At 63.4% G+C, this 21051-nt stretch carries 22 protein-coding genes; 8 read left to right on the top strand and 14 right to left on the bottom strand.

Going from position 1 to position 21051, the window contains the following annotated elements; translation table 11 throughout:
- Positions 1–117 precede the first annotated feature (117 nt).
- The gene (locus tag ACIQT2_RS15270) at positions 118–1179 is read left to right on the top strand and encodes an ATP-dependent DNA ligase (protein ID WP_402947971.1); all 1062 of its coding nucleotides are present in this window, start codon (positions 118–120) and stop codon (positions 1177–1179) included.
- Between the two features lie 77 nt (positions 1180–1256).
- Here the strand turns inward: ACIQT2_RS15270 and ACIQT2_RS15265 are convergent, their stop codons facing one another.
- On the bottom strand, positions 1257–1499 hold the full coding sequence (locus tag ACIQT2_RS15265) for a DUF6480 family protein (RefSeq protein WP_397324588.1): 243 nt from the start codon (positions 1497–1499) through the stop codon (positions 1257–1259).
- 351 nt (positions 1500–1850) lie between these two features.
- Between ACIQT2_RS15265 and ACIQT2_RS15260 the strand changes: the two genes are divergently transcribed.
- The gene (locus tag ACIQT2_RS15260) at positions 1851–2516 is read left to right on the top strand and encodes a hypothetical protein (protein ID WP_402947967.1); all 666 of its coding nucleotides are present in this window, start codon (positions 1851–1853) and stop codon (positions 2514–2516) included.
- Positions 2517–2527: 11 nt separating this feature from the next.
- Here ACIQT2_RS15260 and ACIQT2_RS15255 read toward each other — a convergent pair whose 3' ends face one another.
- From ACIQT2_RS15255 to ptsP, 5 genes are all read right to left on the bottom strand, one after another.
- The gene (locus ACIQT2_RS15255) at positions 2528–3172 is read right to left on the bottom strand and encodes a maleylpyruvate isomerase family mycothiol-dependent enzyme (RefSeq protein ID WP_402947964.1); all 645 of its coding nucleotides are present in this window, start codon (positions 3170–3172) and stop codon (positions 2528–2530) included.
- Positions 3173–3239: 67 nt separating this feature from the next.
- A complete protein-coding gene (locus tag ACIQT2_RS15250; RefSeq protein WP_387435469.1) occupies positions 3240–3491 on the bottom strand; it encodes a hypothetical protein in 252 nt (83 codons plus the stop codon).
- 92 nt (positions 3492–3583) lie between these two features.
- Positions 3584–4003, bottom strand: a complete 420-nt coding sequence (locus ACIQT2_RS15245) for a helix-turn-helix domain-containing protein (protein WP_402947961.1) — start codon at positions 4001–4003, stop codon at positions 3584–3586.
- A 129-nt stretch (positions 4004–4132) separates the two neighbouring features.
- Positions 4133–4411 (bottom strand): HPr family phosphocarrier protein, encoded by a 279-nt coding sequence (locus tag ACIQT2_RS15240; RefSeq protein WP_397324594.1) that lies wholly within the window; start codon positions 4409–4411, stop codon positions 4133–4135.
- A gap of 31 nt (positions 4412–4442) precedes the next feature.
- Positions 4443–6128, bottom strand: a complete 1686-nt coding sequence (gene ptsP / locus ACIQT2_RS15235) for a phosphoenolpyruvate--protein phosphotransferase (RefSeq protein ID WP_402947958.1) — start codon at positions 6126–6128, stop codon at positions 4443–4445.
- Between the two features lie 130 nt (positions 6129–6258).
- Between ptsP and ACIQT2_RS15230 the strand changes: the two genes are divergently transcribed.
- The 3 genes from ACIQT2_RS15230 to ACIQT2_RS15220 all read left to right on the top strand — a co-directional run bounded on the left by ACIQT2_RS15230 (position 6259) and on the right by ACIQT2_RS15220 (position 10214).
- Positions 6259–6981 (top strand): TetR/AcrR family transcriptional regulator, encoded by a 723-nt coding sequence (locus ACIQT2_RS15230; protein ID WP_397324597.1) that lies wholly within the window; start codon positions 6259–6261, stop codon positions 6979–6981.
- Between the two features lie 66 nt (positions 6982–7047).
- Positions 7048–9066 (top strand): PTS mannitol transporter subunit IICBA, encoded by a 2019-nt coding sequence (locus ACIQT2_RS15225; RefSeq protein ID WP_402947955.1) that lies wholly within the window; start codon positions 7048–7050, stop codon positions 9064–9066.
- Positions 9066–10214 (top strand): mannitol-1-phosphate 5-dehydrogenase, encoded by a 1149-nt coding sequence (locus ACIQT2_RS15220; RefSeq protein ID WP_402947952.1) that lies wholly within the window; start codon positions 9066–9068, stop codon positions 10212–10214. The genes ACIQT2_RS15225 and ACIQT2_RS15220 overlap by 1 nt, the downstream gene beginning before the upstream one ends.
- A 209-nt stretch (positions 10215–10423) precedes the next feature.
- Here ACIQT2_RS15220 and cycA read toward each other — a convergent pair whose 3' ends face one another.
- The 5 genes from cycA to ACIQT2_RS15195 form a co-directional block, all read right to left on the bottom strand.
- On the bottom strand, positions 10424–11884 hold the full coding sequence (gene cycA, locus ACIQT2_RS15215) for a D-serine/D-alanine/glycine transporter (RefSeq protein WP_402947949.1): 1461 nt from the start codon (positions 11882–11884) through the stop codon (positions 10424–10426).
- A 172-nt stretch (positions 11885–12056) separates the two neighbouring features.
- Positions 12057–12818, bottom strand: coding sequence for an ABC transporter permease (locus ACIQT2_RS15210; protein WP_402947946.1), 762 nt, complete (start codon positions 12816–12818; stop codon positions 12057–12059).
- Entirely contained in the window at positions 12815–13621 is an 807-nt protein-coding gene (locus ACIQT2_RS15205; RefSeq protein WP_402947943.1) for an ABC transporter ATP-binding protein, read from the bottom strand. Before ACIQT2_RS15205 ends, ACIQT2_RS15210 begins: the two co-directional genes overlap by 4 nt.
- Complete coding sequence (locus ACIQT2_RS15200; RefSeq protein WP_400333408.1) at positions 13618–13983, bottom strand: DUF1048 domain-containing protein; 366 nt, start codon at positions 13981–13983, stop codon at positions 13618–13620. The genes ACIQT2_RS15205 and ACIQT2_RS15200 overlap by 4 nt, the downstream gene beginning before the upstream one ends.
- Position 13984: 1 nt before the next feature.
- Positions 13985–14314 carry a PadR family transcriptional regulator gene (locus ACIQT2_RS15195; RefSeq protein ID WP_400333410.1) on the bottom strand — a complete coding sequence of 110 codons (330 nt, stop codon included), beginning with the start codon at positions 14312–14314 and terminating at the stop codon, positions 13985–13987.
- Positions 14315–14419: 105 nt separating this feature from the next.
- Between ACIQT2_RS15195 and ACIQT2_RS15190 the strand changes: the two genes are divergently transcribed.
- From ACIQT2_RS15190 to ACIQT2_RS15180, 3 genes are all read left to right on the top strand, one after another.
- Positions 14420–14923, top strand: coding sequence for a GNAT family N-acetyltransferase (locus ACIQT2_RS15190; protein ID WP_402947940.1), 504 nt, complete (start codon positions 14420–14422; stop codon positions 14921–14923).
- A 116-nt stretch (positions 14924–15039) separates the two neighbouring features.
- Complete coding sequence (locus ACIQT2_RS15185) at positions 15040–15483, top strand: MarR family winged helix-turn-helix transcriptional regulator (protein ID WP_402947938.1); 444 nt, start codon at positions 15040–15042, stop codon at positions 15481–15483.
- Between the two features lie 20 nt (positions 15484–15503).
- Positions 15504–16727 carry an MFS transporter gene (locus ACIQT2_RS15180; RefSeq protein ID WP_402947935.1) on the top strand — a complete coding sequence of 408 codons (1224 nt, stop codon included), beginning with the start codon at positions 15504–15506 and terminating at the stop codon, positions 16725–16727.
- 57 nt (positions 16728–16784) lie between these two features.
- Here the strand turns inward: ACIQT2_RS15180 and ACIQT2_RS15175 are convergent, their stop codons facing one another.
- The 3 genes from ACIQT2_RS15175 to rraA all read right to left on the bottom strand — a co-directional run bounded on the left by ACIQT2_RS15175 (position 16785) and on the right by rraA (position 20979).
- Positions 16785–18251, bottom strand: a complete 1467-nt coding sequence (locus tag ACIQT2_RS15175) for a sugar porter family MFS transporter (RefSeq protein WP_402947932.1) — start codon at positions 18249–18251, stop codon at positions 16785–16787.
- Between the two features lie 469 nt (positions 18252–18720).
- The gene (locus ACIQT2_RS15170) at positions 18721–20373 is read right to left on the bottom strand and encodes an MDR family MFS transporter (RefSeq protein WP_402947929.1); all 1653 of its coding nucleotides are present in this window, start codon (positions 20371–20373) and stop codon (positions 18721–18723) included.
- Between the two features lie 132 nt (positions 20374–20505).
- Entirely contained in the window at positions 20506–20979 is a 474-nt protein-coding gene (gene rraA / locus ACIQT2_RS15165; RefSeq protein WP_402947926.1) for a ribonuclease E activity regulator RraA, read from the bottom strand.
- Between the last annotated feature and the right edge of the window lie 72 nt (positions 20980–21051).

The raw sequence follows: 21051 nt of genomic DNA, 5'->3' as shown, positions 1-21051 counted from the left end.
GTCCATATCCAAAGGAGCGCAACGAGAGCGGGTCCGCAGAGAACGGCAGCCAACACGGCCAACAAATCCATGGATCAACACTAGCTTTGAGCATGTACTGGCCGGTAGACATGATCTATGGACCTGCCTGTGATGCCGCCCGTTTCGCCCATGCTCGCCAAGTCCGTGCCCACCATTCCCGATGTGGGGCACTACGAACCCAAATGGGACGGCTTCCGGACCATCGTTTTCAAGGATGGGGACGAGATCGTCCTTGGCAGCCGCAACGAGAAGCCCATGACCCGCTACTTCCCCGAACTCGTGGACGCGCTCCAGAAGAACCTTCCGGAGAAGTGCGTGGTCGATGGTGAGATTATCCTCATTTCCGGCAACCGTCTGGACTTCGAGGGCCTGCAGCAGCGCATCCACCCCGCCGACAGCCGCGTCCGGATGCTCGCAGAGAAGACGCCGTCCTCGTTGGTAGCGTTCGACCTGCTCGCCCTGGGGGATGACGACCTGATGGGTCGGCCCTTCGCCGAGCGCAGGGCCGCACTGGAAGAGGCGCTCGCCGACGCCGAACCGCCCGTGTACGTCACGCCCGCGGTCACCGACCTTGATCGCGCCAAGGAATGGTTCGTGCAACTTGAGGGAGCAGGGCTCGACGGCGTGCTGTCCAAACCGCTCGACGGCACCTACCAGCCGAACAAGCGGGTGATGTTCAAGACGAAGCATGAACGGACGGCAGACTGCGTGGTGGCAGGATTCCGCTGGCACAAAACGGCGAAGGTTGTGGGGTCCATGTTGCTGGGGCTCTATGACGACTCGGGCCGCCTGCACCATGTGGGCGTCGTGGCGTCGTTCCCCATGGCCAAACGGGAAGCCCTGGTGGCGGAGTTGGAGCCGTACCAGGTGGAGTTCGCCGAGCATCCGTGGGGCGAATGGGCCAACCAGGAGTCCGCCGGGGGATCCAGGATGCCCGGTGGCCAAAGCCGGTGGAGTGCCGGTAAGGACTTCTCCTTTGTTCCGCTTCGCCCCGAACTCGTGATCGAGGTGGCGTACGACTATATGGAGGGCGACCGTTTCAGGCACACCACCCAATTCCGTCGGTGGCGGCCGGACCGGACTCCTGACAGCTGCACTTACTCGCAGCTGGAAGAACCCGCAGACTACGATCTGGGCGAGATCCTGCGGCTGAAATAGCGCCCCATCGCCGCCAAGCCTCTGTCTCGACGTTGCCCAACAACGGACCAGCGGCTCGGCGACTGATGTGGGAGCGGTTACTCCTGATGGCCTTGGTCGCCGCTCATGCTGCCTTCTCCGGGAGGGGTTTCTCCCGGAGGTACTCCGCCGCCCGGCTCCAGTCCGGTGACGTTGCCGTCGGCCGGATCCGGATTCGACGATGCTGCGGGGTCTTGGTCTTCGTCCTTCCGCATATCCGGATCCTCGTGGATGCTGTCCGGTTCAGCGGCGCCGGAAACGCCGAACGTTTGGGGGTCGTCTTCGGGGTCGTAGCTCGTCATGGCCAAACCTCTTCCTCAGTAACCTTATTATTTGCATTGCCCTGCCAGCCTAGTCTCGGGCCCGGAGCCCAGCAAGGGCAGCCCCGGCGGCACGCCGTTCCTCGCGCTCAAAGTCTTTCCCGTTCAGTGAGAGGCCTGTGGAAAAGATGGTTTTTGCAGAGTTCTGTTTCGGCCGCTTACCTGGAATGGGCGTACAAAAAACCCCGGCCGCATCATGGCTCATGTCTAGAGAGGCGGGTCCGGGGACTTCATCTGCAGTCTAGCAAGGAGCGCCGAGTACTGACCAATGCCCAAACTTGGTCCAACGGCGCCCACAGCCGCGCCCTCAACGAGGCCATCACCCCAGTCCGCATGGCAACGTACATGGCCGCTGCCTCTTACGATCACTCGCTGGCGAGACAGCTCTATATTTGGGATCGTGACGTTTCGGCAGCCCTTTTGGCCGACATCGCAATCGTGGAAGTGACCGTGAGGAACGCTATGGCCAAGCAACTGGAGCTTGCCTACGGGGGCTTCTGGTACACGGCAGATATTGGGCTGGATGGCCCGAGCCGGAACAAGTTGGCCGAGGCCTGGTCGAAATTGCCGCAGGGGCGGCGCACTTCCGGCCACCTCATAGCAGGCTTGATGTTCGGGTTCTGGAAGGGACTCTTGGAACCAGGGGGATATGTGGGGCGGGAACCACAGCGATTTCGGGCTTCGCATGAGCTTCTTTGGAATAGCTGCCTCAACAGGGCATTTCGATTTGGAAGATCCGTGGCTTCGGCCGACGGCGTGAAATTCACAAGGACCTGGACATTGGGAGTCGTCACGATCGTCCATGCCGCACGAAACAGGGCCGCCCACCATGAGCCATTTGTGGCTGGCTTTCCGCTCCCCGGTCAGCAGCATCGGCTCACCGTGCAGCAGGCCCACGAGGCTTGCCTGAAGCTGGCTCGAATGTTGGACCGGAACCTCGCCGGATGGCTCGAATCAACCACTCGAGTTCCTGGAATCCTCGCCGCCCGTCCAGGCTAGGTCGCAGCGCCTTACCCTCGCGCCCGCTGGAGGAAAACGTCCGCGCCCGGGCCTGTCAGTTCATGGCCCGCAACGGCGCGCCCGGAGACGGCGAGGAGCAGTGAGATGGCGGGCCCCTGCACTTCCGGACCTTCGCCGCGCGCGTAGCGGGTATCCGTCGCAACGAGGCGCCATCCTGCTCCGAGCTCCTTGCCGCCTCCCATCTTGGTGGTGGTCTTCAGTTGGTAGTGCAACGCTGTGGCCACGTGCTCGGCAGGATAACTGTGGCTGATCGCCAGCGGGCGGCGGATGTCCTCGCCATGCACGAACGCTTCCACCAACCGGGTGGCCAAGGAGGCTGGAGGTCCGGAAGTCCTGGCGGCAACGGCATGAAAGGACTTCAGGGTATGGCGTGGGTCGGACGCCCGTTCCCGCTCTACTCCTACGGCATTGTCCTGGTCGAAGTCGAAGCGTGCGGCCATCATCCCGCGGGCAAATCCCAGGCGAGTGGTCTTGGCGGAGTCGATCAAGTGGGCCACCACATCATGGACGCTCCAGCCGGGGCATAAGGATTCAGCGTTCCAGAGCGGACCGTGCAATGGCTCCAGATCCCTGATGAGGGCGCGTCGTTCCTCATGTACCACCGGCCAAACCACGGAGCGGGACCTCGAAGCCATATGGCTATTCAAACAGTAAGCGCCGGCTTTTTCCCCGGTTTGGACGCCTTGCCTTTGCCGCCGAGGGTCAGTCGCGCGTGGCGTCGTCCGATTCGGCGGGGTCTCCCGCGGGGCGCGAAGCGTCAGGTGCGCTGCCGGCGTTCGCTGCCTCCCGGCGTCGGGCAATCCGTGATTCGGTCCACATGGCCACCGCCACGAATACGACGCAGGCGAACATGAAGGTGGCCACGAAGTTCAATCCCATAGCGGATCCCAAGGGTGCGGCAAGTGCCATTGCGGCCATCCCGGCCACGATATGCCACCCTTTGAAATTGCCCACCAAACAAGCGTAACCCCGGTGTTTGCGGGTGCTGGCCCGTTGGCTTGGATCGTTGCTTGATCCTTATCACTCCGACATCTGCCGGACGCATTTCAACTGGCGTCGGCGTCGGCGCCCGTGTCGTCTCCAGACGCGGATTCTTCTTGTTTCCGCTTCTGGGACTCCAGCCACGCGATGATCGACGCCTGTCGGATCCGGCGGTGCGTTCCCCGGTATTCCACAGGAATTTCGCCGCGGTCGGTCATGTTGCGGAGATAGGTGTGCGAAATGCCCGCGAGTTCGGCGGCCTGCGACGTGGTCAGCATTTCTTCCACGCTGCTGACGGTCACCGCTTCGCCGCGGCCCAGCCGGGCCAGAAGGTCTACGACGGCGTCCCTCGCCTGGTCCGGCAGGCGGTGGACGGTGCCGTCGACGAACACCGTGATGTCGTTGCTGTCCTGGAGGGAGCGTGCCAGGTTCCGGGCGTCGTCGGCGGGCAGGCCGGCCGTGACGCGGGGAGCTATCAATGCCATGGCAGAAGCCTAACGCGGGCGGAGTGGTGCCGGGGGACCATCCGGAACGGGGCTTCGCTGCGCAGCATGCCGTGCGCACGGCACACTGCGCAGCGAGCCATCGAATCGGAGGTTCGGCGACGCCGGAACTTACACTGCGTCCAAATCCGTCTCCAGCAGTTTCACCAGGGCGTCCAGCGCCTCATCGGCTCCTTCGCCCTCGGCCCGCAGCACAACAACGTCCCCCTTCGCGGCTCCGAGCGTCATGAGCGAGAGGATGCTGGCGGCGTCGAGCGCTTCATCCGCCGGTTCGCCCTGCATGGCGATGGTGACATCCACCGACTGTTCACCGGCGGCTTCGGCGAAAAGCGCTGCGGGGCGGGCGTGCAGTCCGGACTTGCTGGCAATGGTGGCAGTGCGTTCGGGCATGGGTTTCTCCTTGCGGTTGGTTTTGCGAAACTTACAGGCCGAGCTCTTCGAGCACGGGGAGCTTGGCACGGACCCAGTCGCGGGCCTCGGTTGCGCTGGGTGCGGAGAGAGCCAGGCGCGCGAGTTCCTGCGCCTGTTCCAGCGTGACCGTCTTGAGCACGGTTCCGACGGCGGCCAGGGACCGCGCGGTCATGGACAGCGTGGTGACGCCCAGGCCGGTAAGCACGACGGCGAGGGCCGGGTCCGCGGCGGCCTCACCGCAGACGCCCACGGGCTTGTTGTTTCCCTCCTGCGCCGAGCCTTCCACAGTCAGTTGCACGAGCCGCAGGACGGCCGGCTGCCAGGGTGTGTTCAGCTCGGCAAGGGGTCCGAGCTGCCGGTCGGCGGCCATGGCGTACTGGGTGAGGTCGTTGGTGCCCAGCGAGGCGAAGCCGACTTCCCGGAGTACCGTGGCGGCAGTCAGTGCTGCGGAAGGAACCTCCACCATGACGCCGGGGGTCTGCAAACCGGCTGCGGCGCAGAGGGAAGCGAAGCGTCCTGCTTCGGCGGCCGTGGAGATCATGGGTGCCATGACCCACACGTCGGCTTCGGATTCGGAAGCAGCGCGGGCGATCGCTTCGAGCTGGCGTTCCAGCACGCCGGGCGTGGTGAAGTCCGTACGGTAGCCGCGGACGCCCAGTGCAGGGTTGGGCTCGGTGGCATCCGTGAGGAAGGGCAGGGGCTTGTCGGCTCCGGCGTCGAGGGTGCGCAGGACCACCTTCTTGCCGGGGAAGGCATCGAATACGGCCTTGTAGGCTGCGGCCTGCTCGTCCCCGGAAGGTTCGGTATCGCGTTCCAGGAAGCAGAATTCGGTGCGGAAGAGGCCCACGCCCTGGGCGCCCAGGCCGGCAGCGGCCACCGCGTCTTTGGCACCTCCGACGTTGGCGAGGAGCGGCACCGGGTGACCGTCCGCCGTCGTGCCGTTTCCGTCGAAGGAGGCGAGTGTTGCGGATGTTTCGGCCCATGCTGTCGCGGCAGCGCGCTGCTCTTCGGATGGTTCAACTGCCACGAAGCCGGCGGCACCATCCACGAAGACTTCGGAGCCATCGGCCACGGAGTCAACGCCGTGCGCGGCAACCACAGCCGGCAAGCCCAGTGAGCGGGCGATGATCGCGGTGTGCGACTGGGGGCCACCGCCGGAGGTGACGAGGGCCAGCACCTTGGCGGGGTCCAGGGTGGCGGTATCGGCGGGGGCGAGGTCCTCGGCCACCAGGATGAAGGGAGTGTCGGAGGAGGGGATGCCGGGGGCGGCGACGCCGCGGAGTTCGGCGACGATGCGGGCGCGGACGTCCAGGACGTCGGTGGCGCGCTCGGCCATATAGCCGCCCAGGTTGTGCAGCATTTCCGAAACGGACGCACCGGCTTCCCAGATGGCGCGCTCAGGGGACGAGCCACCGTTGATCAGCTTGGTGGCCGACTTCAGCAGCATGGTGTCCTTGGCCATGAGGGCCGTGGCTTCGAGGACGGCCTTTCCGTCGCCGGTGGCGATGTCCGCGCGGCCCTTCAGTTCGTCATGGACGGACTGCGCGGCGGCTTTAAGGCCCGCGACGGCGTCTTCCGGGCTGGTGTCCGCGGCGAGCCGTTCGCCCGACGGCGGTTCGCTCACCGGCTTGGGCATCTGACGGACGGAACCGATGATGCGTCCAGGGCTTACCCCTACTCCTTGGAAATTCTGCACTGAATCCTCTGTTCCCTGCTTGTTGGATCGGACCCACCGGCAACGGCACCTTGGGCCTGTGGAAATAGCCTACAAAATTCTGTTGTGAGCCACTTCATATAGCAACGCTATAGGTGCTAGGGTAGCGGTTATGAGTTTCGATGACCAGCTTCCGCCGAAAATTCGGTTGCTTCGCGCAGCTGCCGAATTGCTGGCGAATTCGGAGGGGTCAGCGGTCTCAACGCGCCAGATCACCAAGCTTGCGGGGGTTACGGCGCCTACGCTCTACCACCACTTTGGCGACAAGGAAGGCCTGTTCGACGCCGTCGTTTCGGCCGGCTTTGAAGAGTATGTGGCAGGGGAGCGCGATTTTGCTCCGTCCGGGGAACCCTTGGAGGACGTGCGGCGGATGTGGGATAACCACGTCCAGTTCGGCCTCACCCAGCCCCATCTGTACCTGGTGATGTTCGGCAATATCCGTCCGGAGAGCCGCCCAGCCATCGTGGCCGATGCTGAAGCACTCCTCGAGGAAATGCTGAACAAGGCCGCCATCTCAGGTCAGATCAATGTGCCGCCCCGCGAGGCGGCACGCAGTATCCTCGCGGCCAACGTGGGCGTCACGCTCATGCTTATCGCCGAACCGGTGGAAGACCGGAACCTGGAGCTCTCAACCATGACCCGGGATTCCATGATTTTCGCCGTCTCCACGGACACAGCCCGTGGCGCCGCAGCGGAGGACTCCGGTAAGTCCTCCGTGGTTGTTGCGGCAATCGCCCTGAACGCGGCACTGCAGGCCTCGCATTCAGACCAACTGTCCAGCTCTGAACTGAAGCTCTTCCTTGAGTGGCTTCACCGCATTTCCAGCAGCTCCTAAAGCTGTCCTCTCTCGATCTATATCGACTGACCCCGCGCCGCCGCGGGACACACGTTAGGAATTCACATGGCAACAGAGACCGTTGCGAAGCCCCGCACCAGCCTGCGCGTTGGCGTCCAAAAGTTCGGAACCTTCCTGTCCGGCATGATCATGCCCAACATCGGAGCCTTCATCGCCTGGGGCCTGATTACGGCCCTCTTCATTGAGAAGGGCTACATCCCCGTGCCCCAGCTCGGTGGCTTCGGCACCAACGCCGAGGGTGTTGCCAATGTGGGCCTGGTTGGCCCGATGATCACGTACCTGCTGCCGCTGCTGATCGCGTACACCGGCGGCAAGATGGTCTACGACGTCCGTGGCGGCGTGGTGGGTGCCATCGGAACCATGGGTGTGATCGTCGGTGCCGGTATCCCGATGTTCATCGGCGCCATGATCATGGGGCCGCTGGGTGGCTGGACCATCAAGCAACTCGACCGCCTGTGGGACGGCAAGATCCGCCCGGGCTTCGAGATGCTGGTCAACAACTTCTCCGCCGGTATCTGGGGAGCGGCCCTGGCCCTGCTCGGGTTCTACGGCATCTCCCCGTTGGTCTCCGGATTCAGCAAGGGCGCCGGCAACGTGGTCCAGTTCCTGGTGGACAACGGCCTCCTGCCCCTGACCAGCATTTTCATCGAGCCCGCCAAGGTCTTGTTCCTCAACAACGCCATCAACCACGGCGTGCTGACCCCGCTGGGTGTCCAGCAGTCCCTGGAGCAGGGCAAGTCCATCCTGTTCCTGCTCGAAGCCAACCCCGGCCCTGGCTTGGGCATCCTGCTGGCCTACATGTTCTTTGGCCGCGGTGCCGCCCGGGCTTCGGCCCCTGGTGCCGCCATCATCCACTTCCTCGGCGGTATCCACGAGATCTACTTCCCGTACGTCCTGATGAAGCCGATCCTGATCCTCGCTGCCATCGGTGGCGGCATGACCGGCATCGCAACCTTGGCCCTGACCAACTCCGGCCTGGTGGCTCCGGCCGCTCCGGGTTCCATCATCGCCGTCATTGCCCAGACCGCCCGGGACAGCTACTTCGGCGTGATCCTGGCGGTGGTCCTGGCCACCACGGTCTCCTTCCTGATCGCCTCGCTGATCCTGCGTACGTCCAAGAACAAGGGCGAGGATGACCTCTCCGCCGCAACATCCCGCATGGAAGCCATGAAGGGCAAGAAGAGCTCCGTTTCCTCCGCTTTGGTAGGCGAAGGCGGCGGACGCAGCGACGTGGCCGTGCTCACCCGTCCCGTCCAGAACATCGTGTTCGCCTGCGACGCCGGCATGGGTTCCAGCGCCATGGGAGCCTCGGTATTGCGCAACAAGATCAAGGCAGCGGGCTTCCCGGACGTCAAGGTCACCAACTCGGCCATCGCCAACCTGAGCGATACCTACGACGTTGTGGTCACGCACCAGGACCTCACCGAACGTGCCCAGCCGAAGACCTCCAGCGCAGTGCACTACTCCGTGGACAACTTCATGAACAGCCCCAAGTACGACGAAATCGTGGAGCTCGTGAAGACCAGCAACACCGACGGACCCGCAGCCGCACACCCGAGCAGCGCTGCCGAAGCGGAAGCAGCCACCAGCCACGGTGCGCATGCCGCTGAGCCGGGTGCCGCCGTCGGAGGCAAGGGCGTGCTGTTGGCCGAGAGCGTCACCCTGAACGGCACTGCCCGTGACCGCGATTCCGCGATCGACGAGGCCGGCCAGCTCCTGCTGGACCGTGGCGCCGTGGACGTCAGCTATGTCCACGCCATGCACGAACGCGAAGAATCCGTGTCCACGTACATGGGCAGCTTCCTGGCCATCCCGCACGGTACCAACGACGCCAAGGACCACATCAAGCACTCGGCCGTTTCGATCGTCCGTTACCCGGAAGGCATCGACTGGGGCGGCAAGCAAGTGAAGTTCGTGGTCGGTGTTGCCGGCATCAACAATGAGCACCTCCACATCCTGTCCTCCATCGCGAAGATCTTCACCAACAAGGCCCAGGTTGCCCAGTTGGAGGAGGCCACCACGGTTGAGGAAGTCCTGGAGCTGTTCGGAAAGGTCAACGCATAGTGAAGGCAGTCCATTTTGGGGCGGGCAATATTGGACGAGGATTTGTGGGGCTGCTGCTGCACGAGGCCGGCTACGAGGTGGTGTTCGCGGACGTTGCGGACGCGCTGATCAGCCAGCTGGCCTCGGCGGACAGCTACGAGGTACACGAGGTTGGCGAGAACGCCGCGGTGAAGACCGTGGACGGCTTCCGTGCGCTGAACTCGAGCACCGAGGAAGCAGCCGTCGTGGAGGAAATCTCGACGGCGGATGTGGTCACCACGGCGGTGGGGCCGCACATCCTGAAGTTCGTGGCCCCCGTGATCGCCCGCGGGCTGGCCGCACGGCCCGCGGACTTGCCTCCCCTCCAGGTGATGGCGTGCGAGAACGCCATCAATGCCACGGACCTCCTGCATGTGGAGGTCCGGGCGGCCTGGGACGATTCCGCGGGGGACTTGGACTCCGTGGCCGTTTTCGCCAACACTGCCGTGGACAGGATCGTTCCCAACCAGGATCCGGGCCAGGGCCTGGACGTCACGGTGGAGACCTTCTACGAATGGGTCATCGACCGGACGCGCTTCGGTGCCAACCCGCCCGTCATCCCCGGCGCGACGTTCGTTGATGAGCTGGGACCGTACATCGAGCGCAAGCTCTTCACGGTTAACACGGGCCACGCCTCCGCGGCGTACTTCGGCTACCAGGCAGGGCTGGAGAAGATCTCCGATGCCATGGCTGATCCGTCCGTCGCCGCGAAGGTCCGGGCTGTCCTGGAGGAAACCAAGGAACTGCTGGTGGCGAAGCACGGCTTCGAGGAGGCCGAGCAGGAAGCCTACGTGCAGAAGATCCTGTCCCGCTTCACCAACCCGCACCTGCCGGACACGGTGGTTCGCGTTGGCCGTGCTCCTTTGCGGAAGCTGGGCCGGCACGAGCGCTTCATCGGTCCCGCTGCGGAGCTCGCCGAGCGGGGCGTGACTCCTTCGGCACTGCTTGAGGCCATGTCCGCGGCCCTCCGTTTCGACGATGGGTCCGATGACGAGGCCGTGGAGCTCGCCAACCTCCTTGCGGAACTGGACGCGGCCGCCGTCGTCGAACGGGTGACGGAACTGACGCCGTCGCACCCGCTGTTCCCGGCAGTCCAGAAACTGGTGGAGGACCGCAAGGCGGAGCTCTAACGCTCTCTCACCTTCCGCCCGTTTTTCCTGGACGCTCTCTCACCGAACCTCCCGTTCTGGGGGACGCTCTCTCACCGAACCTCCCGTTCTGGGGGACGCTCTCTCACCGAACCTCCCGTTCTGGGGGACGCTCTCTCACCGAGGCGCAAGAAAGCCCGACGTCGGCACTCAACATGAGTGCCGACGTCGGGCTTTTCTGCGTGCTGGACTTAGCGCGCTGCCGCGGTTTCGCGCTGCGCCATTGCCTTCCATTCGGCCACGCGGGCCTGGTGGAGGGGTGAGCGGCGGACCATGGCGTAGGCAATACCGAGGATCGCGAACCACGCGGGGGTCACCAGCAGGGCAGTCAGCGTGTCAGGCTGCGTGGTCAGCGCCCAGACCAGGAAAGCGAAGAAGGCGAAGACCGCCCAGACCATCACCACGCCGCCAGGCATCTTGAACGGCGAGGCCGCATGCTGCCCGGGGCGGCGCTTGCGGTACACGAGGTAGCTGGCCAGGATGATCGACCAAACGAACATGAAGCAGACGGCGGACACAGTGGTCACCATGTCGAAGGCTGCTCCCACGTCCTTGCCCAAGTAGAGAAGCGCGACGCCGGAGAGCAGCAGGACGCAAGAGAGGAACAACGCGTTCTGGGGTACCTTGCGGCTGGAGAGCCTGCCGAAGACCTTGGGGGCGTCGCCGTCGTTCGCGAGGCCGAAGACCATGCGGGACGTGGAGTAGATGCCGGAGTTGGCCGAGGACATGGCGGAGGTGAGAACCACCAGGTTCACCACCGTGGCAGCCATGCCAAGGCCTGCAAGGGAGAACATGGCGATGAACGGGCTGTGCCCGGCCTTGAACTCCGTCCAGGGGGTAACGGACATCAGGATGATGAGGGCGCCGACGTAGAAGAGCATGACGCGCAGCGGGATGGCGTTGATGGCGCGGGGAAGGTTGTGCTCGGGGTTCTTTGTCTCGGCTGCGGCCGTGCCCACCAGTTCAATGCCCACGAACGCGAAGACGGCAATCTGGAAGCCGGCGACGAAGCCCATGAATTCCTTGGGGAAGAACCCGCCGTGGCTCCAGAGGTTGGTGAAGCTGGCCGTGCCGGCGGGGGACTGGAAACCGGTGAAGATCAGGACCAGGCCAACCACGATCAGTGCAACGATGGCCACGATCTTGATGAGGGCGAACCAGAACTCGGTCTCACCGAACGCCTTCACCGTGGGCAGGTTCAGCAGCAGCAGGATGACGATCGTGGCGAGTCCGGGGATCCACAGGGGGATGCCCGGCCAGAGCTCGTTCGCGTAGCCGGCGATGGCGATCACGTCGGCAACACCGGTGACCACCCAGCAGAACCAATAGGTCCAGCCGGTGAAGAAGCCGGCCCACGGTCCCAAGAGGTCGCCGGCGAAGTCGCTGAAGGACTTGTAGTTCAGGTTGGACAGCAGGAGTTGCCCCATGGCCCGCATGACGAAAAAGAGCATGAAGCCGATGATCATGTAAACGAAGATCACCGAGGGACCGGCCACCGAGATGGTCTTGCCGGAGCCCATGAACAGCCCGGTGCCGATCGCGCCGCCGATGGCCAGGAGTTGGATATGGCGGTTGCTGAGCGAGCGTGACAGATGGGGCTCGGCGTCCCTGCTGGAGGCAGCGCGCTGCCCGGTTGTTGTCTGGTCGGACATGAGTGTTCAAGAACCCTTCGGCAGAACCGTCAAAATGGTGACGGCCGTTACAAATTTGGTTCTGTAAAGCTATAACTTATGTCTGACAAATGGCGAATCGGTCTGCATGGCGAAAGCTCCCGCTGTGGACAGGGGAGCTAAGCCGTTGGTTCCTTTGTTTCACTTCCGGAGATCAGGAGATCTTCCGCCGGTACACCCTTGCCGCGAACGCGTAGGCCAACACCAGGATCCCCAGGCACCAGGCGAGGGCTACCCAGATGTCTGTTCCTACGGGTCGCAGCGCGAAGATGTTCTGGATGGTGTTGACGATTGACGTGACCGGTTGGTTCTCGGCGAACCAGCGCACCGGGCCCGGCATGGTGTCCGTGGGAACGAACGCCGAGCTGATGAACGGCAGGAAGATCAGCGGGTAGGAGAACCCGCCAGCGCCATCAAAGGACTTGGCCGTCAGTCCGGCGATGATGGCGATCCAGGTCAACGCCAGGGTGAAGAGTGCCAGTATTCCGGCCACGGCCAGCCAATCCAGCACACTTGCCGAGGTCCGGAAGCCCATGAGCAGGGCAACGCCCACGATGATCACCAAGGACAACCCGTTGGCCACGAGCGACGTCAGCACGTGGGCCCACAGGACGGAAGACCGCGCGATCGGCATGGACTGGAGCCGCTCGAAGATGCCGCCCTGCATGTCCGAAAACAGCCGGACGGCGGTGTAGGCGATCCCCGAGGCGATGGCGATCAACATGATGCCTGGCAGGAGGTAGTTGACGTAGTTTTCCGTGCCGGTCCTGATCGCGCCACCGAAGACGTAGACGAACAGCAGCATCAGGGCGATCGGTGTGATGGCGGTGGTGATGATGGTGTCCACGCTCCGGAAGATGTGGCGCATGGAGCGACCGGTCAGGACGGAGGTATCTGCGAGGAAGTGCGTGCTCATGACCGTTCCTTTGCTGTTTCGTGGCTTTCCGCGACGCCGCTGGTTCCCACCAGTGCCAGGAAGATCTCTTCCAGCGTGGGCTGCTTCTCGACGTACTCCACCGTGGCCGGTGGCAGGAGCTGCTTCAGCTCCGCGAGGGTTCCGTTGGCAATGATGCGCCCTTGGTGAAGGATGGCGATCCGGTCCGCAAGGTGCTCGGCCTCGTCCAAGTACTGAGTGGTCAGCAGGACCGTGGTTCCTTGCCTGGCGAGGTTCTTGACGATCTGCCACACGTCAAGGCGCGCCTCCGGGTCGAGACCCGTGGTGGGTTCGTCCAGGAAGATCACCTTGGGGCTGCCAATCAGGCTCATGGCGATGTCCAGCCGGCGACGCATGCCGCCGGAGTACGTGGCCACTTTTCGGCTCCCGGCTTCCGTGAGGTTGAACTGCTCCAGCAGCCCATCGGCCACTTGCCCGGGGTCCTTGAGGTGCCGCAGCTTGGCCACGAGCACCAGGTTCTCCTTTCCGGAGAGGATCTCGTCCACGGCGGCGAACTGTCCGGTGAGGCTGATGGACTCGCGCACCTTGAGCGGTTCGGCCGCAACGTCGAAACCTTCGACGGCGGCAGCCCCGGCATCCGCTGTGAGGAGCGTTGACAGGATCTTGACCATGGTGGTCTTGCCGGCGCCGTTGGATCCCAACAGGGCGAAGATGCTGCCCGGGGCCACCTCGAAGTCCACTCCCTGCAGCACATGCAGGTCCTTGTAGGATTTCTCGATTCCCTGCACGCGGATGGCCGGTGCTGCCTGGACTGCGGTAGTCATGACTCCTTCTCCTTTGCCTTGTCAACGGCTTTGATGAGGCGGTCGCGTTCCTTGTCGATCCAGCGCTTCCCGCCGTAGGCCTGGGCGAACGCTTCTGCGAATTCGATGGGGTCTTCTCCCACGATGTCGCTCACCGGGGTACCGTCGATCGCGGCGCGTTCCCAGAGGTCAGCGAGGTCGACGAACATCTGCACCATGGTGTCGCCTTCGGTCACGCCGCCGTAGTACATGAGGTATCGGTTAAAGGCTGTGGCCACGGTGACATATGGCTCCGGAAGGGCTTCCAGCCGGGCCCTGGCCTGCTTGAACTGCTTCTTCTGTTCGAGTGATCCGGTGACCAGTTCGATCCATTTTGCTGCCATGTCAGTTTCCTTCCTTGCGGAGTTCTTCGAGCCGTTCGGACAGGAAGCTCCAGGTGTTCCAAAAATCGTCCAGTTCGTTTTCGCCCTTGGCGTTGAGCGTGTAGACCTTGCGCGGCGGGCCCTTTTCGGAGGGACGTTTCTCGACGTCCACCAGGCCCTTCTGCTCGATCCTGACCAGCAGGGCGTAGACCGTGCCTTCAGCGATCTCGGTGAATCCCTGCGCCCGGAGGAGCGTGGTGATTTCGTATCCGTACGCCGGTTTCCCGGTCAGGAGGGCCAGGACAATGCCCTCCAGTGTCCCCTTGAGCATCTCCGTCATTTGCTTGCCCATCGGACACCTCCTCACTACTCGGTATTACTGACTACCACTACATAGTAGAACTGAGTACCGGTACTTAGCAATACTGAGTTGCAACTTAAATGGCATGCTGGGGAAATGACCACCAACCCTGCCGCCGTGCCCGCTTTGATGACTGCCGCCGTCGACTCCGGAACCTTCACGCTTCGCCGCGCAGCCAAAGGTGACCTGCCCGCCATCCTGCGCCTCCTTGCGGACGACCAGTTGGGTGCCGGTCGCGAGAATGCCGACGATCTGGCGCCATATGAGGCCGCCTTTGACGCGATCGACGCCGATCCGGCCCACCTGCTGGTGGTGGGGGAGTTGTCCGGCGAGGTAGTGGCCACCTTCCAACTCAGCTATCTCCCCGGCCTGTCCCGCAAGGGCTCGTGGCGCTCGCAGATCGAGGCCGTAAGGGTTTCCGGCGAACTGCGCGGACAAGGTGTTGGCGCGCTGATGATCCAGTGGGCCATCGACCAAGCCCGCGATCGTGGCTGCACCCTGGTTCAGCTCACCACTGATAAATCCCGCACGGCCGCGCACCGCTTCTACGAACGGCTCGGGTTTGTCTCGAGCCATGAGGGCATGAAGCTCACCCTCTGAACCCAACTGAGTCGCAGTTGTGCGCGTTTTGACCGCTGAAAACGCGCACTAATGTGATCCAGATGGGTGCGCTGGAACTTGACTATTAGGTACCCTAACTATTAGGCTACCTAAATATGACGAAAGCATTTGATCCCCGGCTTCTCGATCTCGCGCAGGACTTCCGCGAAGCCCTGCGTTTGGGCGTGTACATGTTCCGCCGCCTCGATCCCGAGGGCGAACTTACGGCAGCCCAGCTCAGTTTGCTGTCGATGATTTCCGACGGCGGTCTCCGCGTCGGGGACATCGCCAAAAACCTGGGGATCAAGGTTCCGAGCGCCACGGAGCAGATCATCAAGCTTGAGCGCGGCGGCCTCGTCAACCGCCAACCGGACCCGCACGACTCACGTGCCGTTCAGGTGGTCACCACAAAAGCCGGGCTTGCCGCCGTCGAATCCGCCAACCACCGGCGGAACGCCATGGTCGCCGAACTGTTGCAAGAGCTCACCTCCGACGAAATCGAACAGCTCACCGCGGCACTCCCCGTGATCACCAAGCTCAACAACTCATTCCAGAATTAGTCCGATAGGAGCACAACCGCATGTCACGCCAACTGGCTGACGCAACAAGCGCCGAAAACACCCTGGAAGCCGAGAAGGTTTCCTTCCTCAAGCAGCCCAAAGCCGTGTGGGCCACCGCCCTCGCCGCCGTGTTCGCGTTCATGGGCATCGGCCTGGTGGACCCTATCCTGCCCGCCATCGCCAAGAACCTGCAGGCTTCCACCAGCGAGGTCTCGTTGCTCTTCACCAGCTACTTCCTGGTGACGGCCATCGCGATGTTGATCAGCGGATTCGTTTCCTCGCGCATCGGTGGCAAGAAGACCCTGCTGATCGGGCTCGCCGTGATCGTAGTGTTTGCGTCGTTGTCCGGGCTCTCCGGCAGTGTTGAGCAGTTGGTGGGGTTCCGCGCCGGTTGGGGACTGGGTAACGCCCTGTTCGTCGCTACAGCGTTGGCCGTTATTGTCGGGGTGGCCAGCGGTGGCACCGGGACGGCGATCATCCTCTATGAAGCCGCCCTTGGCCTCGGTATCTCCCTGGGCCCGTTGCTCGGTGCACTCCTGGGTGGCTGGCAGTGGCGTGCTCCGTTCTTCGGAACTGCCGTTCTCATGGCTGCGGCCTTCATTGCCCTGCTTGCGCTGCTCCCCAAGACTCCAGCCCCGGCGAAGAAATCCCGGCTGAGGGATCCGCTTTTGGCCCTCGGGCACAAAGGCCTCAGCACCACGGCTGCCAGCGCACTCTTCTACAACTACGGCTTCTTCACCATCTTGGCCTTCACGCCCTTCATCCTGGGCATGGACGCCTATGGAATCGGCGGAGTGTTTTTCGGCTGGGGCGTGGCTGTCGCCGTGTTCTCGGTCTTCGTCGCGCCGGTGCTGCAGAAGCGATTCGGCGCCGTCAGGGTCCTGACCGGCACGCTGTTCGTCCTCATGCTCGACCTGATCGGGCTGGGACTGGCCGCGGGGCACTCGGTGCCTGCCGTCGTCGTGCTTGTCATCGTGGCGGGTGCCCTGCTGGGCATCAACAATACGATCTACACCGAACTGGCCATGGGCGTCTCCGATTCACCGCGCCCCGTTGCGTCGGCCGGCTACAACTTTGTCCGCTGGATGGGTGGCGCGCTGGCGCCGTTCGCCGCGGCCCAGCTTGGCGAGCACTTCGGCCCGCAGGTTCCGTTCTTCGCAGGTGCCGTGGCCATGGTCATTGCGATCCTGGTGGCCTTCGGCGGGCGCAGCTACCTGAAGTCGCACGAACCGCACCTGGTGTAGCCCAACTGAGTCGCAGTAGAGCGCGTTTTGAGCCGTCAAAACGCGCTCTACTGCGACTTACTTGGGTTCCTCGCCGGTGGGCAGCGGCGAAACCTGCGCACCCTTCGGGACGAACAAAGTCTCGGCCTGCTCCAGGGACATGCCGTTGGTCTCCGGCACCTTGAACATGACAAAGAAGAACGACGCCGCAGCGAACGCCGCGTACATGGCATACGTCAGCGGCAGCGAACCTGCCGCCATGACGGGAAAGCTGAGCGTGATGGCGAAGTTTGCGATCCACTGCGCAGCCGCGGCAAGTCCCAGCGCCCGGGCGCGGATCCGGGACGGGAAAATCTCGCCCAGCAGCACCCAGACCAACGGACCCCATGAGGCGCCGAAGCTGATCACGAAGACGTTGGCCGCAACCAGCGCCGCTGGTCCCCAGCCGCCGGGCAAGGTGATCTCCGAGCCTGTCCCGGTTGCCGAGGAGAACGCCACGGCCATGACACCCAGCGAGACGGCCATGCCGATGGAGCCGGTGAGCAGGATCGGGCGGCGGCCTACGCGGTCAACCAGCGCAATCGCAACGAGCGTCACCAGGATGTTGGTCACCGACGTCGCAACGGAGATGGTGAGGGAATCCTTCTCCTGGAATCCCACGGCCTTCCACAGCGTGGTGGAGTAGTAGAAGATCACGTTGATGCCGACGAACTGCTGCAGCACGGACAGGATGATGCCGATCCACACCACGGGCTGCAAGCCAAACGCCTTGCCGCGCAGGGAGCCTTTCTTGCTGGACAGTTCGTCCTCGTGGATAGATTCCTTGATCTCGCGGATGTGCCGGTCGATGTCGTCGTTCGGCATGATGGCCTTGAAGACGGTCATGGCTTGCTCATCTTTGCCGTTGAGCACCAGGAAGCGCGGGGACTCCGGCAACCTGAAGGCAATCAATCCGTACACCGCGGCCGGAACGGCGCAAGCGATGAACATCCAACGCCACGCCTCGATCCCGAACCAGAAAATGTTTCCGGCGCTGCCTGCCGAGTTGGCCAGCAGGGCGTCGGACAAGAGTGCGGCGAAGATGCCGGTGGTGATCGCCAGCTGCTGCAGGGATGCCAGCCGGCCACGGACATGGCGGGGCGAGATCTCCGAGATGTAGGCCGGGGCAATCACGGACGCCAGGCCGATACCGAGTCCGCCCACCAGGCGCCAGAAGATCAGGTCCCACACTCCGAAGGCCAAGCCGGTGCCAATGGAACTCACCAGGAAGAGAAGTGCACCAATCTTCATGGCAGGAATACGGCCGTAGCGGTCAGCGACCTTGCCTGCGAGGTAGGCGCCCAGCGCACAACCGAGCAAGGCGATGGCCACGGCGAAGCCGGTGACGGCCTCGCTCAGCAGGAATTCATCCTTCATGGCATCCACGGCGCCGTTGACTACGGAGGAGTCGAAGCCGAAGAGGAAGCCACCTACCGCTCCCGCAACAGCCAGTCCCACCACTTTTCGGGAGACTGGGGGCACGCCTTCGGTGCTTGAGCTGGACATGGTTCTCCCTTGCGGCAGTGGAATGGGTTTCACAGTGCGGGACGTCGTCGGCCGGCCCGACGGGTCGCCGGTGCACGCGCGCTACACAGTGTGGCACGTCATATCGGGCAAGTTCCAGTCATGGGCGGTGACATGACATGCATTCACTTTCTGAACCCAAGAAGCATTGAGGGTCTACCAATGGCTCGATGCGGGTGCAAATGGCGTCTGAAGTGGCCCTTTGGTTGAACTTCTTTAACGCAAGTGCCCGACGGCGGCAGGCGGCGCGGGCGCCTAAGTCGGGTAACGCCGTCGTCATCTTTATGGGGCTCAAACCATCTTCAGCCCTCGCCGGTATGGCACCTTCGAAGCGCGTCGGGATCCGCTGGGCGCACGAAGCCGGCCTCTTACGCGCAAAAGGCGGGCAACCCATGGATTGCCCGCCCATTGCTATGTTGGCTTTGAATTCTGAGGAGCCTGGCCTCTGATCCTAGTGCGCTGCCACGGATTCCTTCGCCGCCGACTTGGGGTCGGTGAGCTTCTTGTTAGGCAACGCGAAGCTGATCAGGAACGCGATGACCATCAGGCCCGCCGCGGTAAGCATCACAGTGTCGATTGCCTGCGCGAAGCCCTCGGTGATGGGGCGGGTCAGCGTACTGTTGGCCGCGTGCAGCCAGCTGGTGTCGTTAAGGGAATCGTTGGTGGCGCCGTTCTTGAAGAAGTCGAACAACTTGGCGTTTGCGGGATCGGCGGCCACAGCCGGATCCTTCAGCACGGCCTGGTAGTCCGGGCTGGAAGAGGCGGTCTTCATGCCGTCCGCGATCTTGTCCGCGGCAAGGCTGAACAGCATGGAGATGAACACTGCGGTGCCCACGGCTCCACCCATGGAACGGAAGAACGCGGCCGTTGAGGTGCCAACGCCCATGTCCTTCGGCGGTACGGAAACCTGCATGGCGAGCGTCAGCGGCTGCATGCAGAAGCCCAGGCCAACGCCGAAGAACACGGCGATCAGGCCGGGGACCCAAAGCCCGGTGTCGACGCCCAAGACCAGGCCCATGACCACTGCCGCTGCGGCCAGGGTGAAGGTGCCCAGAATCGGGAAGACGCGGTAGACGCCCGAGGACGAAATGGTCCGACCGGCCGTGATGGAGCCGAACAGGATGCCCACGGTGAACGTGATCATCATGAGGCCGGCTTCGGTAGGCGTGAGGCCCTTGACCAGCTGGAGGTACATGGGGAGCATGGCGATCGCGCCGAACATGCCGATGCCGATGATGAAGTTCAACAGCGAGGAGAGCCCGAACGTGGCGTTCTTGAAGAGGCGGAGCGGGATCAGGGCGTAGTCGCCGGCGCGCTTCTCTGCGAAAAGGAAGGCAACGATGCCGAGGACACCGAGTCCGTAGCAAAGCCATGAACCACCCGAGGTCCAGCCCCACACACGGCCCTGTTCAGCAACAAGCAGGAGCGGAACGATGGCGAGCGTGATGGCCGCCGCGCCCCAGTAGTCGATCTTCTGTTTCACGTGCCGGGCCGGCAGGTGCAGGAACAGGAACACAACCACCAGGGCTGCGAGGCCGATGGGGAGGTTGATGAAGAAGACCCAACGCCAGCCGTCGAAGCCCAGGATGTTCGAGGCGCCGGCGAAGGCGCCACCAATAACGGGCCCCAGCACGGACGAGATGCCGAAGACGGACATGAAGTAGCCCTGGTACTTGGCGCGGTCCTTCAGCGCCACAATGTCGCCGATGATGGTCAGCGCCAGAGCCAGCAGGCCACCGGCGCCCAGGCCCTGGACGCCGCGGGCGATCGCCAGTTCGGTCATGGAGTGGACGGATCCCGCGTACAGGGAGCCAGCGAGGAAGATCAGGATGGCAGCCAGGTACAGCGGGCGGCGACCGAAGATGTCGCTGAGCTTGCCGTACAGCGGAGTGCTGACCGTGGAGGTAATGAGGTATGCGGTGGTGGCCCACGCCTGGAGGGACAAGCCGTCGAGGTCGTTGGCAATGGTGTAGATGGACGTGGACACGATGGTCTGGTCCAGCGAGGACAGGAACATGCCGAGCATGAGTCCCACCATGACGGTGAGTGTCTGACGATGCGTCAGCACCTCACCGGCGGCCCGGACGGGCGCAGAGTTGGACATATCTTCTCCAAGAGAGGCAGGCGTGGGTTTTAAGCAGGATAGTTGCTTTCAGTAACTATCCTAATGCCTGTTTGATTCCCGGGTCACCAAACTTTTTTTCGAACTCCCCGTAAATCACGTCCGGGCAATGCCTCACCGTTCCACGAGGATGCCGTCCGGATCGCTGTAGATCATGACTCCGGGCTGGATCCGGACGCGGTCGATCACCAGATCCACGTCAACCTCGCCAATACCTGTCTTGGCGCTCTTCCTGGGGTTGCTGCCCAAGGCTTTGACACCAAGCGGCAATCGCCCCAAGGCCACCCGGTCCCGGATAGCGCCGTTGATAATGACGCCCGCCCATCCATTGGCCACGGCGCTCTCGGCGATCATGTCCCCCATGAGTGCGGTGCGCAGCGAGGCGTGTCCGTCCACCACCAGGACGGCTCCCTCGCCCGGGGTGTTCAGGATGGTCTTCACCAAGGCATTGTCTTCGAAGCACCGCACCGTTCGTACTGGGCCGCTGAAATGGGAGTGTCCGCCGAGATTCTGGAGTTGCACTGAGATCGACTCAAGTTCCTCTCCGCGTTCGTCGTAGAGGTCGGCGGTGTTTACATGCTCGCTCATGGGCTTCTCCTTTAGGGTTTGAGACCACACTAAGGCCCGCCTCCAGAGCCCCGCACGGCCTGTCCACGCTAT

This window comes from Paenarthrobacter sp. NPDC090522 (assembly GCF_044769225.1).
Classification (GTDB): domain Bacteria; phylum Actinomycetota; class Actinomycetes; order Actinomycetales; family Micrococcaceae; genus Arthrobacter.
The sequence above is the reverse complement of the archived record's forward strand: the minus strand, read 5'-3'. Positions and strand labels throughout refer to the sequence as shown.

Excerpts from the sequence above, each read along its gene's own strand:
- ACIQT2_RS15200 (WP_400333408.1), bottom strand. The coding sequence starts at position 13,983 with ATGGCAGCAAAATGGATCGAACTGGTCACCGGATCACTCGAACAGAAG.
- ACIQT2_RS15265 (WP_397324588.1), bottom strand. The coding sequence starts at position 1,499 with ATGACGAGCTACGACCCCGAAGACGACCCCCAAACGTTCGGCGTTTCC.
- ACIQT2_RS15205 (WP_402947943.1), bottom strand. The coding sequence starts at position 13,621 with ATGACTACCGCAGTCCAGGCAGCACCGGCCATCCGCGTGCAGGGAATC.
- cycA (WP_402947949.1), bottom strand. The coding sequence starts at position 11,884 with ATGTCCGACCAGACAACAACCGGGCAGCGCGCTGCCTCCAGCAGGGAC.
- ACIQT2_RS15255 (WP_402947964.1), bottom strand. The coding sequence starts at position 3,172 with ATGGCTTCGAGGTCCCGCTCCGTGGTTTGGCCGGTGGTACATGAGGAA.
- ACIQT2_RS15240 (WP_397324594.1), bottom strand. The coding sequence starts at position 4,411 with ATGCCCGAACGCACTGCCACCATTGCCAGCAAGTCCGGACTGCACGCC.
- ACIQT2_RS15230 (WP_397324597.1), top strand. The coding sequence starts at position 6,259 with ATGAGTTTCGATGACCAGCTTCCGCCGAAAATTCGGTTGCTTCGCGCA.
- ACIQT2_RS15260 (WP_402947967.1), top strand. The coding sequence starts at position 1,851 with ATGGCAACGTACATGGCCGCTGCCTCTTACGATCACTCGCTGGCGAGA.
- ACIQT2_RS15195 (WP_400333410.1), bottom strand. The coding sequence starts at position 14,314 with ATGGGCAAGCAAATGACGGAGATGCTCAAGGGGACACTGGAGGGCATT.
- ACIQT2_RS15170 (WP_402947929.1), bottom strand. The coding sequence starts at position 20,373 with ATGTCCAACTCTGCGCCCGTCCGGGCCGCCGGTGAGGTGCTGACGCAT.
- ACIQT2_RS15190 (WP_402947940.1), top strand. The coding sequence starts at position 14,420 with ATGACCACCAACCCTGCCGCCGTGCCCGCTTTGATGACTGCCGCCGTC.
- ACIQT2_RS15180 (WP_402947935.1), top strand. The coding sequence starts at position 15,504 with ATGTCACGCCAACTGGCTGACGCAACAAGCGCCGAAAACACCCTGGAA.
- ACIQT2_RS15245 (WP_402947961.1), bottom strand. The coding sequence starts at position 4,003 with ATGGCATTGATAGCTCCCCGCGTCACGGCCGGCCTGCCCGCCGACGAC.
- ACIQT2_RS15185 (WP_402947938.1), top strand. The coding sequence starts at position 15,040 with ATGACGAAAGCATTTGATCCCCGGCTTCTCGATCTCGCGCAGGACTTC.
- ACIQT2_RS15270 (WP_402947971.1), top strand. The coding sequence starts at position 118 with ATGGACCTGCCTGTGATGCCGCCCGTTTCGCCCATGCTCGCCAAGTCC.
- rraA (WP_402947926.1), bottom strand. The coding sequence starts at position 20,979 with ATGAGCGAGCATGTAAACACCGCCGACCTCTACGACGAACGCGGAGAG.
- ACIQT2_RS15210 (WP_402947946.1), bottom strand. The coding sequence starts at position 12,818 with ATGAGCACGCACTTCCTCGCAGATACCTCCGTCCTGACCGGTCGCTCC.
- ACIQT2_RS15225 (WP_402947955.1), top strand. The coding sequence starts at position 7,048 with ATGGCAACAGAGACCGTTGCGAAGCCCCGCACCAGCCTGCGCGTTGGC.
- ACIQT2_RS15175 (WP_402947932.1), bottom strand. The coding sequence starts at position 18,251 with ATGTCCAGCTCAAGCACCGAAGGCGTGCCCCCAGTCTCCCGAAAAGTG.